We start from the raw sequence: 11,784 nt of genomic DNA on the forward strand, positions 1-11,784 counted from the left end.
GAACTCCTTCACAGATGGCGGCGTCGGGTGGAGACGTGCCGTTCGTACAGCTCACGTGCCTTGACCGCGGACGGCCGTGTCGCGGTCTCGGCCACGGGTACATCCCACCAGGCCTGCGCGGGAGGCGCGCCCGACACTGTGTCGGCCGTTTGGGTCTCCACGTAGACACATGTGGGAGTGTCGGCGGCCCGGGCCTCGGCGAGGGCCTCCCGCAGGTCCCGTACGGACTTCGCGCGCAGCACGCGCATGCCGAGGCTGGCCGCGTTGGCGGCGAGGTCCACCGGCAGCGGCGGCCCCGTGTACGTGCCGTCCTCGGACGGGAAGCGGTAGGCGGTGCCGAACCGCTCGCCGCCGACCGACTCGGACAGGCCGCCGATGGACGCGTAGCCGTGGTTCTGGATGATCAGCACCTTGATCGCGACGCCCTCCTGCACGGCCGTCACGATCTCCGTCGGCATCATCAGGTACGTGCCGTCACCGACCAGCGCCCACACGGGCCGGTCGGGGGCGGCCATCTTCACGCCGATGGCGGCCGGGATCTCGTAGCCCATGCAGGAGTAGCCGTACTCCAGGTGGTACTGGTCGCGGGACCGGGTCCGCCAGAGCTTGTGCAGGTCGCCGGGGAGGGAACCGGCCGCGTTGATCAGGATGTCCGACTCGTCGACCAGGGCGTCCAGGACGCCGAGGACCTGCGGCTGCGTCGGGCGGGTGTCCGGCTCGTCCACCTCGTAGCAGGCGTCGACGCGCTGCTCCCAGCGCTCCTTGTCCTCGGTGTACTCGGTGGCGTACGACGGCGCGACCCGGTGGCCGTGCATCTCCAGCCGTTCGGTCAGCTCCTCCAGGCCGGTGCGGGCGTCCGCGACCAGGGGCCGGCCGGCGAGCTTGTGGCCGTCGAAGGGGGCGATGTTGAGGTTGAGGAACCGCACGTCCGGGTTGCCGAACAGGGTGCCGGAGGCGGTGGTGAAGTCGGTGTAGCGAGTGCCGACGCCGATCACCAGGTCGGCGGTGCGGGCGAGTTCGTCCGCGGTGGCCGTGCCGGTGTGGCCGATGCCGCCGACGTCCTGGGGGTGGTCGTGGCGCAGGGAGCCCTTGCCGGCCTGGGTGGAGGCGACCGGGATGCCGGTGGTGTCGGCGAACTCGGCGAGGGCCTCCTCGGCGCGGCTGTGGTGGACGCCGCCGCCGGCGACGACCAGGGGCCTCTTCGCCGCGCGGATGATCCGTACCGCCTCGGCGAGTTCCGCCGGGTCGGCGCCGGGACGCCGTACGGTCCAGACGCGCTCGGCGAAGAACTCCTCGGGCCAGTCGTACGCCTCGGCCTGCACGTCCTGGGGCAGGGCGAGGGTGACGGCGCCGGTCTCGACGGGGTCGGTGAGCACGCGCATCGCGTTCAGCGCCGAGGGGATCAGGGCCTCCGGCCGCGTGATCCGGTCGAAGTACCTCGACACCGGGCGCAGACAGTCGTTGACCGACACATCGCCCGCGTACGGCACTTCGAGCTGCTGGAGGACCGGGTCGGCGGGGCGGGTGGCGAAGGTGTCGCCGGGCAGGAGCAGCACCGGCAGGTGGTTGATGGTCGCCAGGGCGGCGCCGGTGACGAGGTTGGTGGCACCCGGGCCGATGGACGTCGTGACCGCGTGCGTGGACAGGCGGCCCGACTGGCGGGCGTAGCCGACCGCGGCGTGCACCATGGCCTGTTCGTTGCGGCCCTGGTGGTACGGCATCGCCTCGGTGTGCTCCAGGAGGGCCTGGCCGATGCCGGCGACGTTGCCGTGGCCGAAGATGCCCCAGGTGGCGCCGATGAGCCGCTGCCGTACGCCGTCGCGTTCGGTGTACTGGGCGGCGAGGAAACGGACCAGCGCTTGCGCGACGGTCAGCCGGGTCGTCATCGGTATCCCTCCCTATGGATGGTGACGGGTAGGCAGCGGCCGCCGCGGGCGTTCACTACCGCGGGTGAACATGCAGTTTCTCTCGGTAATATCATCGTGTGGTCGGTTACAGCGGGGTGCCTGCCATCGCCGAGGTGTGACTTTGCACGACCAGAGGATCGTGCCGAGAGAGCTACCCGTCGGGGCGTTCGCAGCCGAGGACCGCAGGAGGACGGACGAGCCCCACCGAGGACTTCGCGCAGCCCGCAGGGCATAGGACGCGGATCGCCGAAGCGGAACAGCGCGTCCTCTGACTCCGAAGACCGTTCGCGGGGCAGGCCGGGACATCCCGGAACACGGCGTAGGAGCAGTACCGGCCGACGCCAGGAACGGTGGAAGCAGATCCGCCACTCTGCACAGCAGTACACAACGAGGCGGCGTACACCTCGCGTCGGGGACCTCCGGCGCGGGGCCGTAGCGGGCGGGGAGTTGTCGCTCGCACTTCGCTCCTGCCAAAGCAAAGCGGCCTCCCGCGCCGGAGGCGATCTGGGCCCGGGCGTCACGGGGCGCGTACGCGAAGTCGGTGACCGACGCGAACACGCTTCCTCTGCCCGAGAGATGGAACTCCTCGTCTTCGACGCGCACGGTGCACGCGCCCTGCAGGGGCAGCACGATCCACTCGCTGTCCCCGGTGGTGAAGGTATGCGTGCCGCCGGGCGCCAGCTCCACGATCCGCAGACTGCTGTACGTCCAGCCGGCCCGCTTGGGGTCGATGTCCAGGACGTAGTTCACGTCGGCGGTGGTGCCCTTGGGGACGTACAGCTCACTGGTCATGGAACGGCCCTCACAGCAGTCCTACGGCGGTGTCCACGGCGGCGGCCACGTCGCCGTCCGCCGGGTACAGCAGCGAACGGCCGACCACCAGCCCGCGCACGGTGGGCAGTTGGAGGGCGCCGCGCCACTTCTCGTACGCCCCGGCTTGCTCCTCGGCGGAGCCCCCCACCTCGCCGCCCAGCAGCACGGCGGGCAGCGTGGAGGTGGCCATGACCTCGGCCATGTCGTCGGGGTTGTCGGTGACCGGCACCTTCAGCCAGGTGTAGGCCGAACTGCCGCCCAGGCCCGAGGCGATGGCGATCGACTTGGTGACGGCCTCGGCGGACAGGTCGTTGCGCAGCCGGCCCGTCTCGTCGCGGCGGGAGATGAACGGCTCGACGAAGACGGGGAGCCGTCGGGCGGCCATGTCGTCGATGGCGCGGGCGGTGGACTCCAGGGTGGTCAGGGAGCCCGGGTCGTCGTAGTCGATGCGCAGGAGCAGCTTGCCCGCGTCGAAGCCGAGGCGCTCGATGTCCTCGGGGCGGTGGCCGGTGAAGCGGTCGTCGAGTTCGAAGCTGGCGCCCTGGAGGCCACCGCGGTTCATCGAGCCCAGGACGACCTTGCCGTCGAGGGCGCCGAGCAGGAGCAGGTCGTCGAGGATGTCGGCGGTGGCGAGGACGCCGTCCACGCCCGGGCGGGACAGGGCCAGGCAGAGGCGTTCGAGGAGGTCGGCGCGGTTGGCCATGGCCATGCTGCGGCCGCCGACGCCGAGGGCGCCGCGGGCCGGGTGGTCGGCGGCGACGATCATCAGCCGGCCGTGGTCGTTCAGCAGGGGCCGGCGGGGGCGGCGGGCGGCGGCCTCGGCGATCGCCTCCGGGCGGCGGCTGCGGAGGCGGACGAGTTCGCAGACGTCGACGGTCACTTGACGGCCCCCGCGGTGACGGCCGCCTCGATCTCGTCCGGAGTCGGCATCGCGGACGAGCATTCCAGGCGGGAGGCGACGATGGCGCCGGCGGCGTTGGCGTGCCGCATGGTCTTCTCCAGGTCCCAGCCGGCCAGGAGGCCGTGGACGAGACAGCCGCCGAAGGCATCGCCGGCGCCGAGGCCATTGAGGACGGTCACGGGCAGCGGCGGGACCTCGGCGGTGACGCCTTCACGGCTGACGGCGAGGACTCCCTTGGGCCCCTGCTTGACGACGGCCAGTTCGACACCGGCGTCCAGGAGGGCCCGGGCGGCGGCGTGCGGCTCGCGCACGCCGGTGGCGACCTCCACCTCGTCGAGGTTGCCGACGGCGACGGTGGTGTGGCGTAGGGCCTCTTCGTAGAAGGGCCGGGCCGCGTCCGGGTTCGTCCAGAACATCGGGCGCCAGTCGAGGTCGAAGACCGTCGTGCCGGACTTGGCACGGTGGGCGAGGGCCGCGAGGGTCGCCGTACGGCTGGGCTCCTCGCTCAGGCCCGTGCCCGTGACCCAGAAGACGCGGGCGTCGCGGATGGCGTCGAGGTCGAGTTCGTGGGCGTCGATCTCCAGGTCGGGGGCTTTGGGCTGCCGGTAGAAGTACAGCGGGAAGTCGTCCGGCGGGAAGACCTCGCAGAAGGTGACCGGGGTGGGCAGGCCGGGGACCGGGGTGACCCAGCGGTCGTCCACGCCGAAGCCCCGCAGGGCCTCGTGCAGGTAGGTGCCGAAGGGGTCGTCGCCGGTGCGGGTGATCACCGCCGTGCGCCGTCCCAGGCGGGCCGCGGCGACCGCGACGTTCGTGGCGGAGCCGCCGAGGAACTTGCCGAAGGACGTGACCTGCGGCAGCGGGACACCCGTCTGGAGCGGATACAGATCCACTCCGATGCGCCCCATGGTGATCAGGTCGTACGCCATCGGCTTCCCCTCGGTGTCGGCTCTCCCCGGCTTTGTAGTCCCCTTCCCGAAGCCCTGTCAATGTTTTGTCCGGACATTCGGACCAGATCATGACAGCGCTTTCACCGTGACCTCGTCCGTGCCCTGCTCTTCCGTCTCTTCCGTAGTCTTCGGCCCTACGCCGAGGCCCGCCTCTCCAGGCGGCTGCCGCGGGGCAGGGTGACGGACATGATGTCGCCGGGCGCGTCCAGCGCGATGCGGTGCCAGCGGCCGCGCGGCACGATGACCGCGGTACCCGGCGTCAGGCTCGTGCCCTCCTCCGGCTCGCCCGGCCGCTCGGGGTGCAGGAAGAGGCGTATCCCGCCGGTGAGGCAGGAGACGACCTCGTCCGCCTCGGTGTGGATCTCCCAGTGGTCGCCGTGGACGTCCTCGTCGGTCTCCACGTGGAAGGTCATCACCTGCCAGCGGTCCTGCTCGGGGTCGAACGCGGGTTCCTCGGCGCGCACCTCGCCGCCTGCCGGTGGTGTCGCACGCCGACCTGGGAGCCCTGGCACTGCTCGCCGAGGTGCCCTCCGACGCCGTACGGGGCAACGCCGACGTGACCGCGGTCGCCCGGCTCACCGACGCCCCGGAGGACCTCCGGACGCTGGAGGCCTACTGCGCCACGGGCTCGCTGCGCCGGGCCGCCGATCTGCTCCACCTGCATCACAGCAGCGTGGCGCGGCGCCTGGAGCTGATCGGCAAGATCCTGGGCTTCGAACGCACGGAGCCCGCCGGTCTGTTGCGGGCCGGTCTCGCTCTTACGGCTTGGCGACTCCTGGACGGCTGAAGACCGGGCTCGGGCGCCGCGTCAAGACGCCCCGCCGACGTTCCGGCGCGCGCCTTTGCCCCGGCTGTGTCACAAACGCCCCCTTCCTGTCACGGGTGTCCCGTGTCCGCGGCCTTTCCGTCACAGCCGGCCCTCAGGCCCTGTCCGGTGACACCGAGGGTCGTTGACCGGAGACAGGCATGTTGATCGCCAGCGCAGCGCCCGGCTCCCCCGGACGGCCGTCCCCGGTCGCCGCCGTGGTACGCGCGGGGAGGTGCACGTCATGACCGACCGAAGACTCTGGTCCTACAAGGAGATCGCGGCACACATCAAGGTGCAGCCGGACACCGTGCGGTCCTATCGCAAGCACGGCCTGCTGCCCCCGCCCGACCACGTCGAGAGCGGCAAGCCCTACTGGTACGCCGACACGGTCCGGGCCTGGGTCGCCGCCCGGCCCGGCAACCGCGCCCGAAGAGCCGACTGACCTTCCGCTAGGGGGAGGGTCGGCGCCACGGCTCGATGACCGTCGCGCCCGCCGGTGGCGCCGTCCCCATCGCCGCCAGCGCGGGCGGGGCCTCGTCCAGCGGGATCGTGGACGTCACCAGCAGGTCGGGGCGCAGGACGCCGCCGCGGACCAGCTCCAGCATCGGCGGGTAGCTGTGCGCGGCCATGCCGTGACTGCCGAGGAGTTCGAGCTCCAGGGCGATCGCGCGGGCCATCGGCACGGGTGTGGTGCCGTCCGGCGAGGGCAGCAGGCCGACCTGGACGTGCCGGCCGCGGCGGCGCAGGCCGTTCACGGAGGCGGCGCAGGTGGCGGGGGACCGAGGGCGTCGAGGGAGAGATGGGCGCCACCGCCGGTGAGGTCGCGGACCGCCGCCGTGGGGTCCGGCACGGCCGACGCGTCCAGGCACCGCACCGCCCCGAACGTCCGCGCCAGGTCCAGCGCCCGGGCCGACACGTCGACGGCCACGACCCGCGCGCCCGACGCCGCCGCGATCATCACCGCCGAGAGACCGACCCCGCCACAGCCGTGCACCGCCACCCCTTCCCCAAGCTCTCAACTTCGTTCGAGCAGGGGAGACCCCATTCCCGCCGCGATCCGGCCCTGCCGCACCACCGCCCGGTACGCCGTGGCGAAGCGGCAGCCGAGGGAGGCCGCCGTCGCGAACGACAGTTCCCCGGGGAGCGCCACGAGGTTGACGTCGGCGTGGTCCAGGGCCACGTACTGGGCGAAGGAGCCCCAGTGCGAGAAGCCGGGCTGGGTCTGCCGCTCGCACACCTGGTGGTCGCCCGCCGCACAGGACGGGCAGGTGCCGCAGGCGCAGATGAACGGCACGGTGACCCGGTCACCGGGCCGCCGGCGGGTCACCCGGTCGCCCACCGCCTCGACGACTCCGGCGCGTTCATGTCCCGGCACGTGCGGCAGCGCGATGTCCGGATCGTGGCCCTGCCAGCCGTGCCAGTCGCTGCGGCACAGCCCCGTGGCCTCGACCCGTACGACGACCCCGTGCTCCGCGGGCTCCGGATCGGCGACGTCCCGCACCTCGGCCGGCTCCCCGTACCGCTCGAACACCACGGCCCGCATGGTCCACCCGACTTCCGTCCGGGCCCGGGCCGTGAGGCACCCTCAGGGCCCGGGCAGTCAGCACCTCGGAGAAACGCTAGCCCGTGCCGTACCGGCGTCGTGAAGTCCATACCCCCTAGGGGTACAGTGGGGTAGCGGGCCCCATGGGACCCCAGAGCCCCACATGCCTCGACGAGGAGTAATGACATGACCGCCCAGACCGACACCACCGGCCAGGTCACCACCGTCTACAAGGTGAGCGGCATGAGCTGCGGACACTGCGAGGGCGCCGTCTCCGGCGAGATCTCCCAGATCCCCGGCGTCAGTTCGGTGACGGCCGTCGCCTCGACCGGCGAGGTCACCGTCGTCTCCGCGACCCCGCTCGACGACGAGGCCGTACGCGCCGCCGTCGACGAGGCCGGTTTCGAGCTGGCCGGGAAGGCCTGAGCCCCCACCACCGGATCGACGTGCCTGAGACGCACCGGTCCTGGCACTCGTACCGACGTACGGGCCGTACGCCGCCGCCCCGGCCCGTACGGCCCGTTCCGCTTCCCGGGCGCCCCGCATCACCTGGAGTACGGACATGACCAGCACCACCGCCAAGGCGCCGACGGACCGCGAGCCGGCGCTCGCCGAGGTCGAGCTGCTCATCGGCGGGATGACCTGCGCCTCGTGCGCGGCCCGCGTGGAGAAGAAGCTCAACCGCATGGACGGCGTCACCGCCACGGTGAACTACGCGACGGAGAAGGCCCGGGTCAGCTACCCCGCGGATATCGAGGTCGCCGACCTGATCGCGACCGTGGTGAAGACCGGGTACACCGCCGAGGAGCCCGCACCCCCGCGGGAGGAGACGCCCGCCGCCGAGGAGGAGGACCCCGAGCTGTCGGCCCTGCGCCGGCGTCTCGTCGTCTCCGCCGCCCTCGCCGTGCCCGTCGTCCTGCTCGCGATGGTCCCGGCGCTCCAGTTCGACAACTGGCAGTGGCTCTCGCTCACCCTCGCCGCCCCGGTCGTCGTCTGGGGCGGGCTGCCGTTCCACCGGGCGGCCTGGACGAACGCCCGGCACGGCGTCGCCACCATGGACACGCTGGTCTCCCTCGGCACGCTGGCCGCGTTCGGCTGGTCCCTGTGGGCCCTGTTCCTCGGCGACGCGGGCATGCCGGGCATGCGGCACCCCTTCGAGTTCACGGTCTCGCGCGGCGACGGCGCCTCCTCGGTCTACCTGGAGGTCGCCTCCGGCGTCACCGCCTTCATCCTGCTGGGCCGCTACCTGGAGGCCCGCTCCAAGCGCCGCGCCGGGGCCGCCCTGCGCGCGCTCATGGAACTCGGCGCCAAGGACGTGGCCGTGCTGCGGAACGGGCGCGAGGTGCGGATCCCGGCGCGGCGGCTGGCCGTCGGCGACCGGTTCGTCGTACGGCCCGGCGAGAAGATCGCCACCGACGGCACGGTCGTCGAGGGCGTCTCCGCGGTGGACGCCTCGATGCTGACCGGCGAATCGGTGCCGGTGGACGTGACGGCCGGGGACGCGGTCACCGGCGCGACGGTCAACGCGGGCGGGCGGCTCGTCGTCGAGGCCACCCGGATCGGCGCCGACACCCGGCTCGCGCGGATGGCGAAGCTGGTGGAGGACGCGCAGAACGGCAAGGCCGAGGTGCAGCGGCTCGCCGACCGGATCTCCGGGATCTTCGTACCGGTGGTCCTGCTGATCGCCGCCGCCACGGCCGGGGCGTGGCTCGGGCTGACCGGCGACGGCGTCGCCGCGTTCACCGCCGCCGTCGCGGTCCTGATCATCGCCTGCCCGTGCGCCCTGGGCCTGGCCACTCCGACCGCGCTGATGGTCGGCACGGGCCGCGGCGCCCAGCTCGGCATCCTCATCAAGGGCCCGGAGGTCCTGGAGTCCACGCGCCGGATCGACACCGTCGTCCTGGACAAGACCGGCACGGTCACCACGGGCCGGATGACCCTCCAGGAGGTCCACGTCGCCGAGGGCGCCGACGAGAAGGAGGTGCTGCGCCTGGCGGGCGCCGTCGAGCACGCCTCCGAGCACCCCGTGGCCCGTGCGATCGCGCTGGGCGCCGAGGAGAGGGCCGGACGGCTCCCGGACGTCGAGAACTTCGAGAACGCCCCCGGGCGGGGCGTACGAGGGCGCGTGGAGGGCCGTGAGGTCGCCGTGGGGCGGCTCTACGACGACGTACCGCCGGAGCTGGCCCGCGCGCGGGCCGAGGCCGAGCGGGCCGGGCGTACGGCCGTCCTGGCCGGCTGGGACGGGACGGCGCGGGCCGTGCTGGCCGTGGCGGACGCGGTCAAGGAGACCAGCGCCGAGGCGGTGCGGGAGCTGCGCGCGCTGGGGCTCACGCCGGTGCTGCTGACCGGGGACAACCGGGCGGTGGCCGAAACGGTGGCCGAGGCCGTAGGGATCGACCAGGTCATCGCGGAGGTGCTGCCCGAGGACAAGGTCGACGCCGTACGGCGGCTGCAGGCCGAGGGGCGGGTCGTCGCCATGGTGGGTGACGGCGTCAACGACGCGGCCGCGCTCGCCACCGCCGATCTGGGCCTGGCCATGGGCACCGGTACGGACGCGGCGATCGAGGCGGGCGATCTGACGCTGGTCCGCGGCGATCTGCGGGTGGCCGCGGACGCGATCCGGCTGTCCCGCCGGACGCTGGCCACGATCAAGGGCAACCTCGTCTGGGCCTTCGGCTACAACGTGGCCGCGCTGCCGCTGGCCGCCGCGGGACTGCTCAACCCGATGATCGCCGGGGCCGCGATGGCCTTCTCGTCCGTTTTCGTCGTCACGAACAGCCTCCGACTGCGGACATTCCGGTGAAGTCCCCTGAATTCGCCCTACGTTCATGGCGAACGTGATTTGAGCCCCTCTGGAGTCCCGGGCCCGACTCACATAAGCTCTTCACAAGGCTCGCGCATCATTCTTACGCTTGAGCCCCGAGCGGCATATCCGGGCTCTTGCGTACCTTACGGACATACGCAAGAGACGCAGATCACAGTGATGTGAACGTAACCATCGAAGGGGTTCGAAGGTCTAAGTTGACGATGTCAGGGAGCGTCTTGGGGGGCGTCACCTGGCATCTGGAGATGTCTTGGGGGATTTCTCCAGATGGGGGTACCTCCCTGCTCGAACGGAGTTGAGAGCTTGGGGGAGCGTTGCCGGGGCACGTACACCGGGAAGCTTTGAGCGGCCCTCCCGGTCGTACGCTGTCCCGGCAGACCGCACACAGCAGTACGGCGAGTTTTGCTCGTTGTGCTCAACAGCGATTCAGGCGCTGTCCTCACAGACGCCCGGCCGGATCCCGTGGGGGGAATCCGTACCGGGACTGGGAAGGCGCCCTGGTCGTCGGCCCGTGGGGGGACCGGCGCTCCGGGGCGCCTTCTTTTTTGCCTCTCGGCTTCTCTGCCTCTCGGTGCCTTCTCGTCACGCGCGCCTACGCAAAAGCCCCCGCACCCGCACAGCAGCGGATACGGGGGCCGAGCGGTACTGCGCCTCAGCGCTCCACGACGGAGGCTCAGCGCTCCTCGACGGGCACGAAGTCGCGCTCGACGACGCCCGTGTAGATCTGGCGCGGGCGGCCGATGCGGGAGCCCGGCTCCTTGATCATCTCGTGCCACTGGGCGATCCAGCCCGGAAGGCGGCCGAGGGCGAACAGGACCGTGAACATCTCGGTCGGGAAGCCCATGGCTCGGTAGATCAGGCCGGTGTAGAAGTCGACGTTCGGGTAGAGGCTGCGCGAGACGAAGTAGTCGTCGGAGAGCGCGTGCTCCTCCAGCTTCAGCGCGATGTCCAGCAGCTCGTCGGACTTGCCGAGGGCGGACAGCACGTCGTGCGCGGCGGCCTTGATGATCTTGGCGCGCGGGTCGAAGTTCTTGTAGACCCGGTGGCCGAAGCCCATCAGGCGGACGCCGTCCTCCTTGTTCTTCACCTTGCGGATGAAGTTGTCGACGTCGCCGCCGGCGTCGCGGATGCCCTCCAGCATCTCCAGCACGGACTGGTTGGCGCCGCCGTGCAGCGGGCCCCACAGGGCGTTGATGCCGGCGGAGATCGAGGCGAACATGTTCGCCTGCGAGGAGCCGACCAGGCGGACCGTGGAGGTCGAGCAGTTCTGCTCGTGGTCCGCGTGCAGGATCAGCAGCTTGTCCAGCGCGGAGACCACGGTCGGGTCGAGCTCGTACTCCTGCGCGGGGACCGAGAAGGTCATGCGGAGGAAGTTCTCGACGTAGCCGAGGTCGTTGCGCGGGTAGACGAACGGGTGGCCGATCGACTTCTTGTACGCGTACGCCGCGATCGTCGGGAGCTTGGCGAGCAGACGGATCGTGGAGAGGTTGCGCTGGCGCTCGTCGAACGGGTTGTGGCTGTCCTGGTAGAACGTGGACAGCGCCGAGACGACCGAGGACAGCATGGCCATCGGGTGGGCGTCACGCGGGAAGCCCTTGTAGAAGTTCTTGACGTCCTCGTGCAGCAGGGTGTGCTGCGTGATGTCGTTCTTGAACGTCGAGAGCTCGTCGACGGTCGGCAGCTCGCCGTTGATCAGCAGGTAGGCGACGTCCAGGAACGTGGAGCGCTCGGCCAACTGCTCGATCGGGTAGCCGCGGTACCGCAGGATGCCCGCTTCGCCGTCCAGGTAGGTGACGGCGGATTTGTAGGCGGCGGTATTGCCGTAACCGCTGTCCAGCGTCACCAGACCGGTCTGGGCGCGGAGCTTGCCGATGTCGAAGCCCTTGTCACCGACGGTGCTGTCGATCACCGGGTAGGTGTACTCGCCGTCGCCGTACCGCAGTACTACAGAGTTGTCGCTCACGTCATCCCTCACCGACGTTGTGCCTCTTCTTCGAGGTGCCCTGACTGTCTCTACCATCCCCCACTCGGCTCAGGAGAG

General features: G+C 71.3%; 9 protein-coding genes and 2 pseudogenes. 4 read left to right on the plus strand and 7 right to left on the minus strand.

Features of this window, described 5'->3' with window-relative positions:
- Nucleotides 1-8: 8 nt before the first annotated feature.
- From iolD to HDA41_RS14050, 5 genes and pseudogenes are all read right to left on the minus strand, one after another.
- Nucleotides 9-1,886 (minus strand): 3D-(3,5/4)-trihydroxycyclohexane-1,2-dione acylhydrolase (decyclizing), encoded by a 1,878-nt coding sequence (iolD, locus tag HDA41_RS14030; protein WP_184983940.1) that lies wholly within the window; start codon nt 1,884-1,886, stop codon nt 9-11.
- 432 nt (nt 1,887-2,318) lie between these two features.
- Nucleotides 2,319-2,699: pseudogene (locus tag HDA41_RS14035) on the minus strand (5-deoxy-glucuronate isomerase); the annotation flags it as partial.
- A gap of 10 nt (nt 2,700-2,709) precedes the next feature.
- A complete protein-coding gene (locus HDA41_RS14040; protein WP_184983942.1) occupies nt 2,710-3,600 on the minus strand; it encodes a Cgl0159 family (beta/alpha)8-fold protein in 891 nt (296 codons plus the stop codon).
- The gene (iolC, locus tag HDA41_RS14045; RefSeq protein WP_184983944.1) at nt 3,597-4,547 is read right to left on the minus strand and encodes a 5-dehydro-2-deoxygluconokinase; all 951 of its coding nucleotides are present in this window, start codon (nt 4,545-4,547) and stop codon (nt 3,597-3,599) included. Before iolC ends, HDA41_RS14040 begins: the two co-directional genes overlap by 4 nt.
- A 155-nt stretch (nt 4,548-4,702) precedes the next feature.
- A complete protein-coding gene (locus HDA41_RS14050; RefSeq protein WP_221511513.1) occupies nt 4,703-5,032 on the minus strand; it encodes a cupin domain-containing protein in 330 nt (109 codons plus the stop codon).
- A 17-nt stretch (nt 5,033-5,049) separates the two neighbouring features.
- Between HDA41_RS14050 and HDA41_RS14055 the strand changes: the two genes are divergently transcribed.
- Nucleotides 5,050-5,355: a helix-turn-helix domain-containing protein gene (locus tag HDA41_RS14055; RefSeq protein ID WP_230299369.1), complete on the plus strand. Its 306-nt coding sequence runs from the start codon at nt 5,050-5,052 to the stop codon at nt 5,353-5,355.
- A gap of 262 nt (nt 5,356-5,617) precedes the next feature.
- Nucleotides 5,618-5,818, plus strand: a complete 201-nt coding sequence (locus HDA41_RS14060) for a helix-turn-helix transcriptional regulator (RefSeq protein ID WP_184983948.1) — start codon at nt 5,618-5,620, stop codon at nt 5,816-5,818.
- Between the two features lie 7 nt (nt 5,819-5,825).
- On the opposite strand, the pseudogene HDA41_RS14065 reads toward HDA41_RS14060, so the two are convergent.
- A pseudogene (locus HDA41_RS14065) lies at nt 5,826-6,919 on the minus strand (zinc-dependent alcohol dehydrogenase family protein).
- Nucleotides 6,920-7,105: 186 nt separating this feature from the next.
- Here HDA41_RS14065 and HDA41_RS14070 point away from each other — a divergent pair.
- Both HDA41_RS14070 and HDA41_RS14075 read left to right on the plus strand, forming a co-directional pair.
- Nucleotides 7,106-7,345 carry a heavy-metal-associated domain-containing protein gene (locus HDA41_RS14070; RefSeq protein ID WP_184983950.1) on the plus strand — a complete coding sequence of 80 codons (240 nt, stop codon included), beginning with the start codon at nt 7,106-7,108 and terminating at the stop codon, nt 7,343-7,345.
- A 136-nt stretch (nt 7,346-7,481) separates the two neighbouring features.
- Nucleotides 7,482-9,722 (plus strand): heavy metal translocating P-type ATPase, encoded by a 2,241-nt coding sequence (locus HDA41_RS14075; RefSeq protein WP_184983953.1) that lies wholly within the window; start codon nt 7,482-7,484, stop codon nt 9,720-9,722.
- A 694-nt stretch (nt 9,723-10,416) separates the two neighbouring features.
- Here HDA41_RS14075 and HDA41_RS14080 read toward each other — a convergent pair.
- Nucleotides 10,417-11,706: a citrate synthase gene (locus tag HDA41_RS14080; RefSeq protein ID WP_184983955.1), complete on the minus strand. Its 1,290-nt coding sequence runs from the start codon at nt 11,704-11,706 to the stop codon at nt 10,417-10,419.
- Nucleotides 11,707-11,784: the final 78 nt, after the last annotated feature.

This window comes from Streptomyces caelestis (assembly GCF_014205255.1).
GTDB classification, from domain to species: domain Bacteria; phylum Actinomycetota; class Actinomycetes; order Streptomycetales; family Streptomycetaceae; genus Streptomyces; species Streptomyces caelestis.

Excerpts from the sequence above, each read along its gene's own strand:
- iolD (WP_184983940.1), bottom strand. The coding sequence starts at position 1,886 with ATGACGACCCGGCTGACCGTCGCGCAAGCGCTGGTCCGTTTCCTCGCC.
- iolC (WP_184983944.1), bottom strand. The coding sequence starts at position 4,547 with ATGGCGTACGACCTGATCACCATGGGGCGCATCGGAGTGGATCTGTAT.
- HDA41_RS14060 (WP_184983948.1), top strand. The coding sequence starts at position 5,618 with ATGACCGACCGAAGACTCTGGTCCTACAAGGAGATCGCGGCACACATC.
- HDA41_RS14070 (WP_184983950.1), top strand. The coding sequence starts at position 7,106 with ATGACCGCCCAGACCGACACCACCGGCCAGGTCACCACCGTCTACAAG.
- HDA41_RS14075 (WP_184983953.1), top strand. The coding sequence starts at position 7,482 with ATGACCAGCACCACCGCCAAGGCGCCGACGGACCGCGAGCCGGCGCTC.